This window comes from Blastococcus sp. TF02A-35, from assembly GCF_004571075.1.
GTDB lineage: Bacteria > Actinomycetota > Actinomycetes > Mycobacteriales > Geodermatophilaceae > Blastococcus.
This window is the reverse complement of sequence record NZ_SPQP01000011.1, coordinates 63,481-79,867: the sequence shown is the minus strand read 5'-3', so window position 1 is coordinate 79,867 and position 16,387 is coordinate 63,481. Positions and strand designations below refer to the sequence as shown.

At 73.5% G+C, this 16,387-nt stretch carries 18 protein-coding genes; 15 read left to right on the top strand and 3 right to left on the bottom strand.

What is annotated here, in order from left to right:
• Nucleotides 1-61 precede the first annotated feature (61 nt).
• The 4 genes from E4P43_RS07800 to E4P43_RS07785 are packed head-to-tail and all read left to right on the top strand — an operon-like array spanning nt 62 to nt 3,390.
• Entirely contained in the window at nt 62-1,162 is a 1,101-nt protein-coding gene (locus E4P43_RS07800) for a PhoH family protein (RefSeq protein WP_135144896.1), read from the top strand.
• Nucleotides 1,163-1,167: 5 nt separating this feature from the next.
• Complete coding sequence (gene ybeY / locus E4P43_RS07795; RefSeq protein ID WP_135144895.1) at nt 1,168-1,698, top strand: rRNA maturation RNase YbeY; 531 nt, start codon at nt 1,168-1,170, stop codon at nt 1,696-1,698.
• Nucleotides 1,695-3,050 (top strand): hemolysin family protein, encoded by a 1,356-nt coding sequence (locus E4P43_RS07790; protein WP_135144894.1) that lies wholly within the window; start codon nt 1,695-1,697, stop codon nt 3,048-3,050. The genes ybeY and E4P43_RS07790 overlap by 4 nt, the downstream gene beginning before the upstream one ends.
• Nucleotides 3,051-3,054: 4 nt before the next feature.
• Nucleotides 3,055-3,390: a cytidine deaminase gene (locus tag E4P43_RS07785; protein WP_135144893.1), complete on the top strand. Its 336-nt coding sequence runs from the start codon at nt 3,055-3,057 to the stop codon at nt 3,388-3,390.
• Here the strand turns inward: E4P43_RS07785 and E4P43_RS07780 are convergent.
• A complete protein-coding gene (locus tag E4P43_RS07780) occupies nt 3,387-3,758 on the bottom strand; it encodes a hypothetical protein (protein WP_135144892.1) in 372 nt (123 codons plus the stop codon). The two genes, E4P43_RS07785 and E4P43_RS07780, sit on opposite strands and share 4 nt — an antisense overlap.
• Nucleotides 3,759-4,040: 282 nt before the next feature.
• On the opposite strand from E4P43_RS07780, the gene era reads away from it, so the two are divergent.
• Genes era through E4P43_RS07765 form a run of 3 tightly spaced genes read left to right on the top strand, consistent with a single transcriptional unit; the run spans nt 4,041 to nt 6,552 of the window.
• Nucleotides 4,041-4,958 carry a GTPase Era gene (era, locus tag E4P43_RS07775; protein WP_135144891.1) on the top strand — a complete coding sequence of 306 codons (918 nt, stop codon included), beginning with the start codon at nt 4,041-4,043 and terminating at the stop codon, nt 4,956-4,958.
• Nucleotides 4,958-5,791 carry a DNA repair protein RecO gene (gene recO, locus E4P43_RS07770; RefSeq protein WP_245158994.1) on the top strand — a complete coding sequence of 278 codons (834 nt, stop codon included), beginning with the start codon at nt 4,958-4,960 and terminating at the stop codon, nt 5,789-5,791. The genes era and recO overlap by 1 nt, the downstream gene beginning before the upstream one ends.
• On the top strand, nt 5,788-6,552 hold the full coding sequence (locus tag E4P43_RS07765; protein ID WP_135144890.1) for an isoprenyl transferase: 765 nt from the start codon (nt 5,788-5,790) through the stop codon (nt 6,550-6,552). Before recO ends, E4P43_RS07765 begins: the two co-directional genes overlap by 4 nt.
• Before the next feature lie 9 nt (nt 6,553-6,561).
• Here the strand turns inward: E4P43_RS07765 and E4P43_RS07760 are convergent, their stop codons facing one another.
• Entirely contained in the window at nt 6,562-6,957 is a 396-nt protein-coding gene (locus tag E4P43_RS07760; protein WP_280790944.1) for a transcriptional repressor, read from the bottom strand.
• Between the two features lie 60 nt (nt 6,958-7,017).
• Here E4P43_RS07760 and E4P43_RS07755 point away from each other — a divergent pair, with 60 nt between their 5' ends.
• The 6 genes from E4P43_RS07755 to E4P43_RS07725 all read left to right on the top strand — a co-directional run bounded on the left by E4P43_RS07755 (nt 7,018) and on the right by E4P43_RS07725 (nt 12,647).
• Entirely contained in the window at nt 7,018-7,314 is a 297-nt protein-coding gene (locus E4P43_RS07755; RefSeq protein ID WP_209313777.1) for an antibiotic biosynthesis monooxygenase, read from the top strand.
• 59 nt (nt 7,315-7,373) lie between these two features.
• A complete protein-coding gene (locus tag E4P43_RS07750; RefSeq protein WP_135144887.1) occupies nt 7,374-7,850 on the top strand; it encodes a hypothetical protein in 477 nt (158 codons plus the stop codon).
• 74 nt (nt 7,851-7,924) lie between these two features.
• Nucleotides 7,925-9,337 (top strand): glycine--tRNA ligase, encoded by a 1,413-nt coding sequence (locus tag E4P43_RS07745; protein WP_135144885.1) that lies wholly within the window; start codon nt 7,925-7,927, stop codon nt 9,335-9,337.
• Nucleotides 9,338-9,568: 231 nt separating this feature from the next.
• Complete coding sequence (locus E4P43_RS07735; RefSeq protein WP_135144882.1) at nt 9,569-10,102, top strand: 2,4'-dihydroxyacetophenone dioxygenase family protein; 534 nt, start codon at nt 9,569-9,571, stop codon at nt 10,100-10,102.
• 114 nt (nt 10,103-10,216) lie between these two features.
• The gene (locus tag E4P43_RS07730; RefSeq protein ID WP_135144880.1) at nt 10,217-11,173 is read left to right on the top strand and encodes an AraC family transcriptional regulator; all 957 of its coding nucleotides are present in this window, start codon (nt 10,217-10,219) and stop codon (nt 11,171-11,173) included.
• Nucleotides 11,174-11,348: 175 nt separating this feature from the next.
• On the top strand, nt 11,349-12,647 hold the full coding sequence (locus E4P43_RS07725; protein ID WP_167759111.1) for an amidase: 1,299 nt from the start codon (nt 11,349-11,351) through the stop codon (nt 12,645-12,647).
• Nucleotides 12,648-12,653: 6 nt separating this feature from the next.
• Here E4P43_RS07725 and E4P43_RS07720 read toward each other — a convergent pair whose 3' ends face one another.
• Nucleotides 12,654-14,144: an aldehyde dehydrogenase family protein gene (locus E4P43_RS07720; RefSeq protein WP_135144876.1), complete on the bottom strand. Its 1,491-nt coding sequence runs from the start codon at nt 14,142-14,144 to the stop codon at nt 12,654-12,656.
• 156 nt (nt 14,145-14,300) lie between these two features.
• On the opposite strand from E4P43_RS07720, the gene E4P43_RS07715 reads away from it, so the two are divergent.
• Nucleotides 14,301-15,122, top strand: a complete 822-nt coding sequence (locus tag E4P43_RS07715; RefSeq protein WP_135144874.1) for an IclR family transcriptional regulator — start codon at nt 14,301-14,303, stop codon at nt 15,120-15,122.
• A gap of 186 nt (nt 15,123-15,308) precedes the next feature.
• Nucleotides 15,309-16,361 carry an ABC transporter permease gene (locus E4P43_RS07710; protein ID WP_209313776.1) on the top strand — a complete coding sequence of 351 codons (1,053 nt, stop codon included), beginning with the start codon at nt 15,309-15,311 and terminating at the stop codon, nt 16,359-16,361.
• The last annotated feature ends 26 nt before the right edge of the window (nt 16,362-16,387 follow it).

The following is a 16,387-nucleotide window of genomic DNA, read 5'->3' as shown; positions in this document are numbered from 1 at the left end:
CATCGCCGTAGCAGGAAGGCAGGGTCGAGGGTTCTTGCCCGACACCTCCCCGAACGTCCCCGTGCCAGGTGCCCCCACGTCGCGTGAGGCATCGGCGCAGGCCGCTGCCGCCGACGACGTCGCGGCCCAGTCGCCCGCGGTCGTCCGTACCTCCATCACCGTTCCCGACAGCGTGCCCATGGTGGCGCTGCTGGGATCCGCCGACGAGCTCCTCCGCCTGGTCGAGGCCGAGATCGAGGCCGACGTGCACGTGCGCGGCAACGAGATCGCCGTGACCGGCCAGCCCGCGGACAACGCCTTCGCCGTCCGCGTCTTCGACGAGCTGATCGCGCTGATCGGCACCGGGCAGCAGCTGCGCCCCGACTCCGTGCGCCGGGTCATCGCCATGCTCCGGGCGGGCGGCTCCGAGCGCCCGGCCGACGTGCTGAGCCTGGACATCATCAGCCGCCGCGGCCGCACCATCCGGCCCAAGACGCTGAACCAGAAGCGCTACGTGGACGCGATCGACGAGAACACGATCGTCTTCGGCATCGGCCCGGCCGGTACCGGCAAGACCTACCTCGCCATGGCCAAGGCGGTGCAGGCGCTGACGACCAAGCAGGTCAACCGGATCATCCTGACCCGCCCGGCGGTCGAGGCCGGTGAGCGCCTGGGCTACCTGCCCGGCACTCTCAGCGAGAAGATCGACCCCTACCTGCGGCCGCTGTACGACGCGCTGCACGACATGGTCGACCCCGAGTCCATCCCGCGGCTGATGCAGTCGGGCACGATCGAGGTCGCCCCGCTGGCCTACATGCGCGGCCGCACGCTCAACGACGCGTTCGTGATCCTCGACGAGGCGCAGAACACGACCGCCGAGCAGATGAAGATGTTCCTCACCCGGCTCGGCTTCGGGTCGAAGATCGTCGTCACCGGCGACGTCACCCAGGTCGACCTGCCCGGCGGCGCGCAGAGCGGGCTGAAGATCGTCCGCGAGATCCTCGACGGCATCGAGGACGTGCACTTCGCCAACCTGACCAGCACCGACGTCGTCCGCCACCGGCTGGTCGGCGACATCGTCGACGCCTACGAGCGGTTCGACGCCACCCGGCAGCCCGCACCCTCCCGCCCGGCTGCTGGCGCGCCGGTCCGGACGTCCCGACCGCGCCGGCAGGGGAGCTGACCGCGGTGCCCGTCGAGGTGTCCAACGAGTCCGAGATCGCCGTGGACGAGGCCGAGCTGGCCGGGGTCTGCCGGTTCGTGCTCGGCGAGATGAAGATCAACCCGATGGCCGAGCTGTCGGTGCTCTGCGTCGACGTCGAGTACATGAGCAGCCTGCACGAGCGGTGGATGGGCGAGAAGGGCCCCACCGACGTGCTGGCCTTCCCCATGGACGAGTTCGACACGGGCCGTCCCGACGACCCCGAGCCCGGCCCCGCGCTGCTCGGCGACATCGTGCTGTGCCCGGCCGTCGCCGTCCGGCAGGCCCGGGCCGCCGGCCACTCGATGGACGACGAGCTGGTCCTGCTGGCCACCCACGGGGTGCTGCACCTGCTCGGCTACGACCACATGGAGCCCGACGAGGAGAAGGAGATGTTCGGTCTCCAGTCCACGCTGATCGAGGCCTGGCGCGCCGCTCCGCGCGAGCCGGTCACCGGTGAGGCCGCCCCGCGCCAGCCGGGCGCCGCCGCCCGCGGGCAGGAGACCGGTTCCCGATGACCTCCGGTGCGATCACCATGCTCGTGGTCGCCTGCTGTCTCGTCCCGCTCGCCGGTGTCTTCGGGGCCATGGACGCCGCGCTCCAGCGCGTGTCCAAGGCCCGCGTCGAGGAGATGCGCCGTGAGGGCGTCAAGCGCGCCGCGGCCCTCGAGGAGGTCGTCGGCGAGCGCGCCCGTCACGTCTCGCTCCTGCTCCTCCTGCGGATCGCCTGCGAGATGGTGGCGGCCGTCCTCGTCACGCTGCTGTTCTTCGACATCTGGGACAGCACCTGGGAGGCCGTGCTCGCCTCGGCCGGCGTGATGACGCTGGTCAGCTACGTCCTCGTCGGGGTCGGCCCGCGGACCCTCGGCCGCCAGCACGCCTACGGCACGGCGCTGGCCTCCGCCGGGGTGGTCCGGCTGCTCGGCCGCGTGCTCGGGCCGGTGGCCACCCTGCTGATCCTCCTCGGCAACGCGATCACCCCGGGCCGCGGCTTCCGCGACGGCCCGTTCTCCTCCGAGGTCGAGCTGCGCGAGCTGGTCGACATGGCCGAGGAGCGCGGCGTCGTCGAGTCCGGCGAGCGCAACATGATCCACTCGGTGTTCGAGCTGGGCGACACCATCGCCCGCGAGGTCATGGTGCCGCGCACCGACGTCGTCTACATCGAGCGCACCAAGACCGTGCGCCAGGCGCTGGCCCTCGCGCTGCGCAGCGGGTTCAGCCGCATCCCGGTGATCGGCGAGAACGTCGACGACGTCGTCGGCGTCGTCTACCTCAAGGACCTGGTCCGCCGGTCGCAGAACTCGGCCGACCAGCGCGGCCCGCGGGTCGACGAGCTGATGCGGACGCCGACGTTCGTGCCGGAGTCCAAGCCGGTCGACGAGCTGCTGCGCGACATGCAGGCGCAGCGGATCCACATCGCGATCGTCGTCGACGAGTACGGCGGCTTCGCCGGCCTGGTCACCATCGAGGACATCCTCGAGGAGATCGTGGGCGAGATCGCCGACGAGCACGACACCTTCCAGCGCCCGGAGATCGAGCAGCTGGAGGACGGGTCGGTGCGGGTCACCGCGCGCCTGCCCGTGCAGGACCTGGCCGAGCTCTTCCCCGGGGTCGAGCTCACCGAGGACGACGACGTCGAGACCGTCGGCGGGCTGCTCGCCCGGGAGCTCGGCCGGGTGCCCATCGAGGGCGCCGCGGCGGAGGTCGGGGGGCTGCGGCTGGTCGCCGAGAGCACCGGCGGGCGGCGCAACCGGATCGACACGATGCTCGTGTGCCGCGTGCCGGAGCCGTCCGAGGACGGCGAGGACGCCGGCGAGGAGCAGCCCTCCGGGGCCACCCGGGCGGAGCTGCCGGCCGGCGTGGAAGGCTGACGGCGTGGCCGACGACCTGCACCCCGAGGACGCCAAGCTCGTGACCCTGGCCCGCTCGGCGCGCGCCCGCACCGGCGCGACCGAGGGCGCCGCGGTGCGCGACACCGACGGCCGGACCTACGTCGCGGCGTCGGTCGCCCTGCCCTCGCTGACGCTCACCGCGCTGCAGGCCGCCGTCGCCGCCGCGGTGTCCAGCGGTGTCGAGGGGCTGGAGGCCGCCGTCGTCGTCTCCGCCGCCGAGGCCGTCGAGCCGCACGGGCTGGCCGCCGTGCGCGACCTCACCGCCGACGCACCGGTGCACCTCGCCGGACCCGACGGCGTCGTCCGCGCCAGCGCCTAGCGGGTCAGCGGGGCCCCGAGCGCCTCGGCGAACGCCTCCGGGTCGCGCGCCCAGAGGGTGAACGCCTCCTCGCCGTCGCCGGCGGTGTGCCGGACGGCGACGCGCGTGCGCCCGGGCCACCAGCCGCCGCGCCGCCGAGGCGCGGGCCAGCCCTCCGGGGCGGGGCCGACCCGCACCTCCCGGACCAGCGCCGAGGGGACCACGGCGTCGGGGTCGAGGCGGGTGCCGGCCGTGTGGAACGAGACCCCGGTGTCGGTGACGGTCACCCGGCCGACGTTGACCGCGTAGAGCAGCAGCCCCGCGAGCAGCGCCACGGGCAGCTCGTCGCGGACGGCGTACCAGCCGCCGCGCCAGGCGAAGAGCCCCACCCAGACGGCGACGACGGCCAGCGAGACGGCCAGCGCGGCCGGCCCGGGCGCCCGGTCTGCCAGTAGCGCAGGGGCGCGGGCACGACGGTCGCCGTCCGCTTGGGCCCCCAGCCGGCCACGAAGCGGTGCCCGCGCACCTGCTCCACGTGCTGGCGCCGGGCGGCGGCGGCCGCCTGCTCCGAGGGCCGTCTGCCGTCCCGCGCTCGCTGTGCCACGCCGGAATCGTCCCAGGTCACCCGCGGCTGTTCCGTTCCCGTCGTCCACGGGTGGGAGACTGGAGCCGTGAGCAGCCCTGACCAGACGCCGCACCGCAGCGGCTTCGTCGCCCTGGTGGGCCGCCCCAACGCCGGGAAGACCACGCTGACCAACGCGCTGGTCGGCGAGAAGGTCGGCATCGTCAGCAACCGCCCGCAGACCACGCGGCACGCCATCCGCGGTGTCGTCCACCGGCCGGGTGGGCAGATCGTGCTGGTCGACACCCCGGGGCTGCACAAGCCCAAGTCGCTGCTGGGCAAGCGGCTCAACGACGTCGTCCGCGACACGCTCTCCGACGTCGACGTGGTCGTCTTCTGCATCCCGGCCGACCAGCCCGTCGGCAACGGGGACCGGTTCATCGCCCGCCAGCTGCGCGAGGTGAAGGCGCCGGTGGTCGTCGTCGTCACCAAGACCGACGCCGCCTCGAAGAAGCAGGTCGCCGAGCAGCTCGTCGCGGCCAGCCAGCTGGTCGAGGCCGCCGAGCTGGTGCCGGTCAGCGCGGTGAGGGGCGACCAGGTCGAGCTGCTGGAGGACCTGCTGGTCGGGCTGCTCCCCGAGGGACCGCCGCTGTACCCGGAGGAGCAGACCACCGACGAGGACGTCGAGCGCCAGCTCGCCGAGCTGGTGCGCGAGGCGGCGCTGGAGAAGGTCTTCCAGGAGGTCCCGCACTCCCTCGCGGTGACCATCGAGGAGATGAACCGCCGGCCCGACCCGAAGCTCCAGGGCCGCGAGCTGGTCGAGGTGCACGCCCTGCTGCACTGCGAGCGGCAGAGCCAGAAGCCGATGCTGCTGGGCAAGGGCGGGTCGATCATCAAGGCGATCGGCAGCGAGGCCCGGGTGGGCATGGAGACGCTGCTCGGCGCCCGGGTGCACCTGGAGCTGCACGTGACCGTCCTGGGCGAGTGGCAGGACGACCCGAAGAAGCTCAACCGGCTGGGCTACTGATGAGCGCGCACACCCCCAAGGCCCTCTACCGGGACGAAGGCATCGTTTTGCGCACCCAGAAGCTGGGTGAGGCCGACCGGATCGTCACCGTGCTGACCCGGCGCACCGGCAAGGTGCGCGCCGTGGCCAAGGGCGTGCGCCGCACCAAGAGCAAGTTCGGGGCGCGGCTGGAGCCGTTCACCCACGTGGACCTGCAGCTCTACACCGGCCGCAACCTCGACATCGTCAGCCAGGCGGAGTCGATCCGGTCCTACGGCCAGGAGATCGTCGCCGACTACCCGGCCTACACCGCCGGCACCGCCGTCCTGGAGACCGCCGACCGGCTCACCGCCGAGGAGAAGGAGCCGTCGCTGCGGCTGTTCCTGCTCGTCGTCGGGGCGCTGCGGGCGCTGGGGGAGAAGACCCACCCCGCCGGGCTGGTGCTCGACGCCTTCCTGCTGCGGGCGATGTCGGTGGCCGGCTGGGAGCCGGCGCTGTCGGAGTGCGCCCGCTGCGGCGAGGCCGGCCCGCACCGGCACTTCTCGGTGCCCGCCGGTGGCACCGTCTGCCCGGCCTGCCGTCCCACCGGCTCGGCGATGCCCAGCCCGGTCACCCTGGAGCTGCTGGACTCGCTGCTCACCGGCGACTGGGCCCGGGCCGAGGCGAGCCAGGGCATCAACCGGCGCGAGGGCAGCGGCCTGGTCGCCGCGCTGCTGCAGTGGCACCTGGAGCGCGGCCTGCGGTCGCTGCCGCTGGTGGACCGCTCCGACCCGGCCACCGAGGTCCGCCGCAGGCCGGCCACCGAGGACACCGACACCGGCCTGCACGTCGTCTCGGGGAGCATGCGTCCGTGAAGCGTGAGGTCAAGGCCCCCAACCCGCACCCGTCCGGCGCGCGCCCGCCGGAGCTGCCCAAGGACAAGGTCCCGCGGCACATCGCGCTGGTCATGGACGGCAACGGCCGGTGGGCCAAGCAGCGGGGGCTGCCGCGCACCGCGGGGCACGAGGCGGGGGAGTCCTCGCTCTTCGACTGCGTCGAGGGCGCGATCGAGCTGGGCGTGAAGGCGATCAGCGCCTACGCCTTCTCCACCGAGAACTGGCGGCGCAGCCCCGACGAGGTGCGCTTCCTCATGGGCTTCAACCGCGACGTGATCCGCCGGCGCCGCGACGAGATGCACGAGCTGGGGGTCCGGGTGCGCTGGGCGGGGCGTCGTCCGCGGCTGTGGCGCAGCGTCATCAAGGAGCTCGAGGTCGCCGAGGAGCTCACCAAGGACAACGACGTCCTGACCCTCACCATGTGCGTCAACTACGGCGGGCGGGCCGAGATCGCCGACGCCGCCGCCGCCATCGCCCGCGAGGTCGCGGCCGGCCGGCTCGACCCGGCCAGGGTCGACGAGTCCACCGTCGCCCGGTTCCTCGACGAGCCGGACATGGAGGACGTCGACCTGTTCGTGCGCAGCTCGGGGGAGAACCGCACCAGCAACTTCCTGCTGTGGCAGTCGGCCTACGCCGAGTTCGTCTTCCTCGACACGCTCTGGCCCGACTTCGACCGCCGGCACCTCTGGGCCGCGTGCGAGGAGTTCGCCTCCCGGCAGCGGCGGTTCGGCTCCGCCTGACCGGGTCGCCTAGTCCCCGTCGACGGCGGCGCGGCACTCCGCGCAGGTGCCGAAGATCTCCAGGGTGTGGCTGACGTCGGCGAAGCCGTGCTCGTCGGCCACCTGGCCCGCCCACCTCTCGACCGCCGGACCCTCCACCTCGACGGTGCGACCGCAGTCGCGGCACACCAGGTGGTGGTGGTGCCGGGGGCTGCAGCGCCGGTAGAGCGCCTCCCCGGTGTCGGTGCGGATCGAGTCCAGCTCGCCGTCGTCGGCCAGGGACTGCACCGCGCGGTAGACCGTGGAGAGCCCGACCGAGTCGCCGGAGGCACGCAGCCGGGCGTGCACCTCCTGCGCGCTGTGGAAGCCGTCGAGGTGCGCGAAGACGGCCTGGACGGCGGTCCGCTGTCGAGTGGTTCGGGCCACGCCGCCATGGTGCCAGGTGGGCATGGCACGGTCTGCGCACGACCGGCGAGAGGGGCACGGGTGTTCGCGGTGACACGGCTGCGGGTGGCGGCTGACGAGGCGGAGGCGCTCGCCGGGCAGGTCAGGGCGCTGCTGGACGCCCTCGCTGCCCGGCCGGGCTTCGTCGACGGCGAGGTCGGCGCGGCGGCCGACGACCCGGGGCTGTGGGCGCTGGTCACCCGCTGGGACGGCGTCGGTGCCTACCGGCGGGCGCTCTCGGCGTACGAGGTGAAGGTCGCCGGTGGCCCGGTCTGGGTGCACGCCCTCGACGAGCCCGGCGTCTACCTGCCCCCGGCCGACCGGGGAACCGACGCGTAGGTCCGGTGCCAGCGGGCACCCCTGCCGGGAGTACGCCGCTCACCAGGGAGGAAGCCCTCATGACCGACCCGTCGCAGCACGACCCGCCCCTCCCGGACGACCGCACGCGGGACATCACGCTCCCCCCGCTGCCCGACCGCCCGCCACCGGCGCTGCCGAAGGAGTGGGCGGGACTCCGGGCCACGGCAGACCAGCCGACGACGGCGGTGCCCGCCCCGGCTCCCGCGCCCCCGGCGGCGGCCCAGGTGCCGGCGGCGCCGCCGGTGCCCGAGGTCTCCAAGGAGGAGGCCGTCGCCCGCATCGAGGCCCGGCTGCTCGCCTCCCAGCGCACCGACGAGCTCGCGGCGCCACCGGCCTCGGCCCGACGGGAGCGCACGCTGTCGTTCACCTCGCCGGAGATGCGCCACCGTCCGGTGGAGCAGGTGCAGGTCGGCCGGACCGCCCGGCGCTGGCCGTGGGTGCTGCTGACCCTGCTGCCGATCCTGGTCATCGTGGGCGCGGGGATCGCCTGGCTGCTCCTCCTCGACGGCGCTTGAGGCCCGGCACCGGAGGGGAGGGCGTTCCCGGCGGGCGACTAACGTTGAGGGGTCACCCGCCGACCGCCAGCCGGATGGAGCCCCTCCGCGTGAGCACCGCCAAGCACGACGCCGCCCGCCTCGACAAGGTCGTCAACCTCTGCAAGCGCCGGGGGTTCGTCTTCCCGGCCGGTGAGATCTACGGCGGTACCCGCTCCGCCTGGGACTACGGCCCGCTGGGCGTCGAGCTCAAGGAGAACATCAAGAAGCAGTGGTGGCGGACCGTCGTCCAGAGCCGGGACGACATCGTCGGCATCGACTCCTCGGTCATCCTCCCGCGCCAGACCTGGGTCGCCTCCGGTCACGTCGGCGTCTTCACCGACCCGCTGACCGAGTGCCAGAGCTGCCACAAGCGCTTCCGGGCCGACCACCTCGAGGAGGGCTACGAGGAGAAGAAGGGCCGGGCCCCGGAGAACGGCCTGGCCGACATCTCCTGCCCGAACTGCGGCACGAAGGGCGCGTGGACCGAGCCGCGCGACTTCAACATGATGCTCAAGACCTACCTCGGCCCGATCGAGGACGAGTCGGGGCTGCACTACCTGCGCCCGGAGACCGCGCAGGGCATCTTCGTGAACTTCGCCAACGTCATGGGCGCCGCGCGCAAGAAGCCGCCGTTCGGCATCGGCCAGATCGGCAAGTCCTTCCGCAACGAGATCACCCCGGGCAACTTCATCTTCCGCACCCGCGAGTTCGAGCAGATGGAGATGGAGTTCTTCGTCGAGCCGGGCAGCGACGAGGAGTGGCACCAGTACTGGATCGACGAGCGCACCCGCTGGTACACCGACCTCGGCATCTCCCCGGACAACCTGCGGCACTACGAGCACGCGAAGGAGAAGCTGTCGCACTACTCGAAGCGCACCGTCGACATCGAGTACCGCTTCGGCTTCCAGGGGTCGGAGTGGGGCGAGCTCGAGGGCATCGCCAACCGCACCGACTTCGACCTGTCGACGCACTCGGAGCACTCCGGCACCGACCTCTCGTACTTCGACCAGGCGACCAACACCCGCTGGACGCCGTACGTGATCGAGCCGGCCGCCGGCCTGACCCGCTCGCTGATGGCCTTCCTCATCGAGGCCTACACCGAGGACGAGGCACCCAACGCCAAGGGCGGGGTCGACGTCCGCACCGTGCTCAAGCTCGACCCGCGGCTGGCGCCGGTGAAGGCCGCCGTCCTGCCGCTGTCGCGCAACGCCGACCTCTCGCCGAAGGCCCGTGACCTGGCCGCCACGCTGCGGCGGAACTGGAACGTGGACTTCGACGACGCCGGCGCCATCGGCCGCCGGTACCGCCGGCAGGACGAGGTCGGGACGCCGTTCTGCCTCACCGTCGACTTCGACACCCTCGAGGACGACGCCGTGACCGTCCGGGAGCGCGACTCGATGAGCCAAGAGCGCGTCGGCCTGGGCCAGGTCGAGTCCTACCTGGCCGCCAAGCTGCCCGGCTGCTGACCGGGCCGAGCACCCCGCCGACGCCCGCCTCCGCTCGCCGGAGCCGGGCGTCGGTGCGTTCTGCGGCATGTCCGGATCAGGCATGTCCGGATCAGGCATGTCCGGATCAGGCATGTCCGGATCAGGCATGTCCGGATCAGGCAAGGAGCATGTCCGGCAGGTGGAAGACGCACCCGCCCGGCGTCGTCTTCACTTCTCCTCGCACCCGCTCCACCAGCCGAGGAGGACCCCATGCCCGAGACGCCCGGTAACGAGTTCTGGCGCGACCTGAAGCCGATCGTGAACTCGATGAAGCCCGACGCGCAGCCGGAGGTCTTCCACCAGTTCGCGCCGGTCGAGGACGAGCGCTACTACGTCCCGCTGAGCCCGACCGTCGGCTCGCGCCCGCTGTGGATCTCCCCGCGGGACAACCGCTGGGCGGACATCCTCTGGGCGAAGACGGCCGGCCTGGTGAACCGCCACTACCACCCGCACGAGGTCTTCGCCTACACGATCAGCGGCAAGTGGGGCTACCTCGAGCAGCCGTGGACGGCCACCCAGGGCTCGTTCGTCTACGAGACCCCCGGCGAGGGCCACACGCTGGTGGCGTACGAGTCGGAGGAGCCCATGCGCGCCTTCTTCGTCGTCAAGGGCCCGCTCATCTGGCTGGACGAGGACGGGAACAGCGACGGTCACTTCGACGTCCACGACTACCTGGAGCTGTGCCGCAAGCACTACGACGAGGTCGGCATCGGCGCCGACTTCGTGGAGACGCTCATCCGCTGACCGGGGAGCCGGCCACCCGGGCCGGCCTGCTGGGTACTGTGTGCCGGTTCACAACGGACCGGTCCCGGTGCGCCCAGCAGGCCGCCCGGCCCGGCGCGCTCTCCCGGAGGTCCCGTGCCCGCTGCCACCGTGCTGTCGTCGGTGTCCACGGCCGGCGTCGAGCAGGAGGAGCGGCTCGCGTTCTGGGAGCGGTACAACGCCGAGGCACTGGTGGGGCTGACCTGCCGGAGCTACGAGGCCGAGGGACTGCTCGCCCGGCAGGTGAACGTCGGGCTGGGCGCCCTGCGCGTCGCCGACATCGCGGGCAACGCCCACGTCATCGAGCGGCCGCCGGGCCTGGTCCAGGAGCGCCCCAAGGACGCCACGTTCGTGAGCCTGCTGCTCGAGGGGTCGGGCTTCTTCTACCACTCGGGCGGCTGCCTGGCCCTGTCCGCCGGGGACGTCGTCGTCTACCGCACCGACCGGCCGTACCTCTTCGGGTTCGGCGGGTCGATGCGGCAGCTGCTGGTCGACGTGCCGCACGGCCTCTTCGCCGAGCGCGAGGTGGACGTGGCCGTCGACGTCCCGCACGCGGTCTCGGGGGCGGGGCAGGGGCCGGCCGCCCGGCGGGCCCGGGCGCTGCGGGAGCTGCTGCTCGGCGCCATGGTCGACGCCGGGACGGTGGGGGAGTCGGTGGCCGACCAGGTGCTCGACCTCGTCGGCGCCCTCACCACCGGCCACGGGCCGGCCGCGGACGCCGCACGGGTGCGCAGCGCGAAGGTCTTCATCGACGAGCACCTCGGCGACCCGGGCCTGTCCGCGGACGCCGTGGGACGGGCCGTCGGCGTCACCGCCCGGCACCTGAACCGGTCCTTCAGCGCCGAGGGCACCACCGTCACGCAGTTCATCCAGGGACGGCGGCTCGAGCAGGCCCGTCGCGACCTGGCCCACCCCGCGGGCCGGGCCGAGCGCATCGTCGACGTCGCCAGCCGCTGGGGCTTCGTCTCGCAGGCGCACTTCGCCCGGCTCTTCCGGGACGCCTACGGCTGCACGCCGACGCAGTACCGCGCCGGGCACCCCTCCGGCGCCTGACCGCCGCGACGTCGGCGGTCCGGCGGCGCCGCCCGGCCCGACCCACCCGCACGTCCGACGAGGAGTACCGATGCCCGTGTCCCGCGCGCCGTCGCCCGGCCGCCTGCCCACCGACCCGCTGGACTGGACGATGGCCGAGGCGGGGGAGTAGCTCGCGGCCGGCCGGCTGTCGCCGGTGGAGCTCACCGAGGCCTACCTCGCGGCGATCGACGAGCGCGACGGCGACGTGAACGCCTACCTCACCGTCACCGCCGACCGGGCCCGCGAGGACGCCGTCCGGGCCGAGCGCGAGCTGCGCGGCGGGGAGCGGCGCGGGCCGCTGCACGGCGTGCCGGTGGCGCTGAAGGACCTGGTCGAGACCTCGGGCATCCGCACCACGGGCGGCTCGCGGATCCTCGCCGACAACGTGCCGGCGCTCGACGCCCCGGTCGCCGCCCGGCTGCGCGAGGCGGGCACCGTCCTGCTGGGCAAGACCAGCACGCACGAGTACGCCTACGGCGGGACGAGCAACAACCCGCACTACGGGCCGACGCGCAACCCCTGGGACCGCGACCGCATCCCCGGCGGGTCCTCGGGCGGCTCGGCCGCCGCGGTGGTCAGCGGGACCGCCCCCGGGGCGGTGGGCACCGACACCTGCGGCAGCGTGCGCATCCCGTCGTCGCTGTGCGGCTGCGTCGGCCTGAAGCCGACCCGCGGCACGGTCCCGTTCGACGGCGTGCTGCCCCTCGCGCCCAGCCTCGACCACGTCGGGCCGATCACCCGCACCGTCGTGGACGCCGCGCTGCTCCTCGACGCGATGGCAGGCACCTCGGTCGGCGGCGCGGCCGTCGCCGACGTGCCCCGGGACCTGCGCGGCACCACCGTGGGCGTGCCGACCGAGTACTTCCTCGACCTCGTCGACCCGGGCGTCGCCGCCGCGGTCCGCGCCTCGCTCGACCTGCTCGCCGAGGCCGGGGCGACCGTGCGGGAGGTGGACCTGGGCGACCTGCGGCCGCTGGTCGCGGCGATCTTCCTGCGGGTGCGCGCCGAGGCGCAGGAGGTGCACCGCGCGACGTTCCCCTCGCGCAGCGCGGACTACGGGGCCGACCTGGCCGAGAACCTGGCCCGCCCGGCCCCCACCGACGACGAGCGCGAGGAGGCCGAGCGGGTCATCCGGGAGGGCGTCGCGGCGCTCACCGCGGCGCTCGGCCGGGTCGACGTGCTCGCCACCCCCACGACGCCGGCGACCGCTCCGCCGATCGGCGCCGGGCGGGTCGTCGTCGCGGGGGAGGACCTGCACATCGAGGAGATGCTCACCGGCTTCACCTCGGCGTTCAACGCGGCCGGCGTCCCGGCCCTGACCGTGCCGTGCGGGCTCGCCGACGGCCTGCCGGTGGGGCTGCAGCTGGTCGGGCCGGCCGGGGCCGACGGCGCGGTCCTGCGGCTCGGTGCCGCCTACGAGGCGCTGCGGGGGCCGGCGCCCCGGCCGTCGTAGCGGCGGTCAGAAGGGGAACGAGCGGTCCTGGTCGCGGGAGGTGACCCACTGCAGGTCGGTGAACTCCTCGGCGGCGAACCCGAGGCCGAAGCGGCCCCAGCCGCTGTCCTTGACCCCGCCGAAGGGCATGTGCGGCTCGTCGTTCACCGGCTGGTCGTTCACGTGCACGATGCCGGCGTCCAGGCGCTGCGCCAGGTCGATGCCGCGGTAGGTGTCGCCGGTGATGATGGAGGCGGCGAGGCCCAGGTCGGCGTCGTTGGCCCGCGCGACGGCCTCCTCCGCGGAGTCCACGGCCTCCACCAGCACGACGGGACCGAACGTCTCGCCCTGGGCGAGCTCGGCCTCGTCGGGCACGTCGACGAGCACCGTGGCCGGGTAGCAGGGCGGTGCCGGGGTGCCGCCGGCCAGCACCCGCGCGCCCATCGCGACGGCCTCGTCGACCCGGCGCTGCAGCAGCGCCAGCGCCCACTCGTTGATGACCGGGCCGACCACGGTCGCGGGGTCCCGCGGGTCGCCCGTGGGCAGCGCGGCCACCTTGGCGGCGAAGGCCTTCGTGAACCGGTCGTACAGGGGGCGCTCGACGTAGATCCGCCGCGCGCACATGCAGACCTGGCCCTGGTGGACGAAGGCCCCGTAGGCGGCGGCCTCCACGGCGTAGTCGACGTCGGCGTCGGCCAGCACGACCAGCGGGTTCTGGCCGCCGAGCTGCAGGACGGTCCGCTTGAGGTGCGAGCCGGCCTTCTCCGCGAGCCGGCGCCCGGTGGGGGTGGAGCCGGTGAAGTTGAGCCGCCGGACGTGCCGGTGGGCGAGCATCGCGTCCGCGATGTCGCCGGCCTCCCCGGGCGCGTGCGTGACGACGTTGAAGGCGCCGTCCGGGAGGCCGGCCTCCTGGAGGATCTCGGCCCAGAGCGCCCCGCCGGTGTACGGCGACTCCTCCGAGGGCTTCAGGACGACGGTGTTGCCCAGGGACAGCGGGCCGACGCTCGCCCGGCCCGCGAGGACGAGCGAGGAGTTCCAGGGCGCGATGGCGGCGACCACGCCGACGGGCCTGCGGACGGCCATCGCCCGCGTCCCGGGCACGTCGGAGGGGATCAGCTGGCCGTGCGGCTGGTAGCCCTGCGCGGCCGCCTGGCGGAGCAGCGCCGCCGCGAAGTCCACCTGGACCCGCCCGAAGTGCACGCCGCAGCCGGTCTCGAGCGCCAGGGCGAGCAGGATCTCCTCGCGCCGCCGCTCGACGATCCCGGCGGCCCGCAGGAAGACCTCCTGGCGCTGGGACGGCGTCATGGCCGCCCAGCCCGGGAAGGCGGCCTGGGCCGCGTCGATCGCCCGGCGGGTGTCCTCGCCGTCGCCGGCCGCGACGTCGCCGAGGACCTCGCCCGACCACGGCGAGTGGTTCGGGTACCAGCGTCCCGACTCGGCCTCGAGCCACGCGCCGCCGATGAAGTGGCGGACGTCGCCCTTCTGCCACACTGCGTCGACCGGCTCCGTGCCACCCATCGAACCTGTCTCCTCGCTCGATCCACCCGCGACGACCGCGGGCCCGAAGCTAGTCGAGCGAGTCCGCGCAGAACTGCAGTGAACCCTCACGGTGCCCCGGGGCGGGGTCAACGCGGTGTTCGAACCAGCGGAACGCTCAGGTCCTATTCTGACCACATGAGCACGCCGACGCCCGCGACGAGCGCCAAAGCCGACTTCTCGGTCTCCCTGGAACGCGGGCTGAGCATCCTGTCGGCCTTCAGCGGGAACCGGCCCGTGCTCGGCATCGCGGACATCGCGCGCGCGGTCGGGCTCACCAAGAGCACCACCCACCGCTACGTCGCGACGCTGGTCAAGCTCGACTACGTCCACCAGGACCCGGACACGAAGAAGTACTACCTCGGCCCCCGCGTGGTGGACCTGGGCTTCGCCGCGATCGACTCGATGGAGCTGACCCGCGTCGCGGCCCCCTCGCTGCAGGCGCTGGCCGACGAGACCGGCTACACCGCGAGCATGGCCCTCTGCGACGGCCCGGAGATCGTCTACATCGACCGCCGGCGCAGCGGCCGCCGCCGGACGCCCATGGCCATGGACCTCAACGTCCACATCGGCTCGCGGCTGCCCGCCTACTGCACCGCCCTGGGCAAGGCGATGCTCGCGTACAAGGACCCCGCGACCCTGCGGGAGATCCTGGACCGGACCGACATGGCCCGGCGCGGGCCGAACACCGTGACCAACCGCGAGCAGCTGATGGCGGCGCTGGCCAAGGTGCGGTCCACGGGCATCGCGGTGAACAACGAGGAGCTCGCGCCCGGCCTGCGCTCCTTCGCCGCCCCCGTGCGCGACCGGACCGGCGCGGTGGTGGCCGCGGTGAACATCGCGGTCCACCTGAGCGTGGCGTCGTCCTCGGCCGACGCGCTCGCCGGACGGCTCGAACCACCGCTCCGGCGGACCACCGCCGAGATCTCCCGACGGCTGGGTCACCGCGCATCCTCCTGACCAGTGTTCGGGCCAGTGATTTGGCGTCCCGAAGAGCCGAACACCTGCTTGTCCGCCCTGTGACCCCCCTCATACGGTTCCCCCGCTTCACGCGACGGGGCTGACCAGCCGCCGCGTCCGTGCGGCGATCGGACACCCCGCACGCGGCTCGAGGGCTCGACCGCGCGATGACTCAGGAGCACCCAGGTGACGAGCAGCACCACCGACGCGCCGCGACCGGACGTCGAACCCGCCGCGGGCGCGACCACGAACGGCGGCGGCCCCCTGGGCGTCGTCAAGCGCGCCTTCGGCATGGAGTCGGCGAGCGTCCTCGTCGCCACCGTCGCGCTGATCCTGGTCATCGGGGCCATCCACCCCGACTTCCTGGACCCGCGGCAGCTGCGCGACGTCCTGCAGCAGTCGGTCTACGTGGCGATCCTCGCCGCCGGTGTCGCCTTCCTGCTGGCGATGCGCGAGATCGACCTGTCCGTCGGGGCGATCTTCGGGCTCACGCTCATCTGCTCGGCGATCCTCATGCGGGACGGCTGGAACCCCTGGGTCGCCGTGGTCGCCGGCGTCGTCCTGGGCGCCCTCCTCGGCCTGGCGAACGCGCTGATCGTGCAGGTGTTCCGGATCCCGGCCATCGTGGCGACGCTGGCCACCCTGTCGATGTTCCGCGGCCTCTCGCTGGCCCTGAGCAACGGCCAGCAGGTCGTCGGGCTGCCGCTGGACCACGCGTTCTTCGACATCTTCGGTGGCCGGGTCCTCGGCATCCCGGTGAGCGTGCTCGTGCTCGTGGTGGTCGCGATCGTCCTGACCTTCGTCCTGCGCACCACCCCGTTCGGCTACCGGATCCGCTCGATCGGCTCCAACCCGGACGCAGCCGCGTTCTCCGGCATCTCGGTCGCCCGCGTGCGCATCCAGGCGCTCATGCTCATGGGCGGCCTGGCCGGTCTCGCCGGGATGCTCGGCCTGGCCTTCTTCGGGTCCGGCGACCCCAACATCGGCAGCGGCTTCGAGCTGCTCGCCATCGCCGCCGCGGTCATCGGCGGGACCCAGCTGCGCGGCGGCAGCGCCACGGTCGTCGGCGCCATGCTGGGCGCGGTCCTGCTCAGCGTCGTCACCAGCGGGCTCGTCTACTTCAACATCCCGGTGAACTGGAGCTCGTTCGCCACCGGCGCCGTCATCCTCATCGCCGTGGGCATCGACAGCCTCCTGCGGCGCCGGCGCGAGGCGCGCGCCGCCGCGGCCGGTCTCTGACCGCCGCCGCTCCTCCCTGACCGCAC

What these genes read in the sequence shown, in the direction of transcription:
- E4P43_RS07790 (WP_135144894.1), top strand. Translation starts at nt 1,695, where the DNA reads ATGACCTCCGGTGCGATCACCATGCTCGTGGTCGCCTGCTGTCTCGTC.
- E4P43_RS07750 (WP_135144887.1), top strand. Translation starts at nt 7,374, where the DNA reads ATGACCGACCCGTCGCAGCACGACCCGCCCCTCCCGGACGACCGCACG.
- E4P43_RS07745 (WP_135144885.1), top strand. Translation starts at nt 7,925, where the DNA reads ATGGAGCCCCTCCGCGTGAGCACCGCCAAGCACGACGCCGCCCGCCTC.
- E4P43_RS07735 (WP_135144882.1), top strand. Translation starts at nt 9,569, where the DNA reads ATGCCCGAGACGCCCGGTAACGAGTTCTGGCGCGACCTGAAGCCGATC.
- E4P43_RS07715 (WP_135144874.1), top strand. Translation starts at nt 14,301, where the DNA reads ATGAGCACGCCGACGCCCGCGACGAGCGCCAAAGCCGACTTCTCGGTC.
- E4P43_RS07720 (WP_135144876.1), bottom strand. Translation starts at nt 14,144, where the DNA reads ATGGGTGGCACGGAGCCGGTCGACGCAGTGTGGCAGAAGGGCGACGTC.
- recO (WP_245158994.1), top strand. Translation starts at nt 4,958, where the DNA reads ATGAGCGCGCACACCCCCAAGGCCCTCTACCGGGACGAAGGCATCGTT.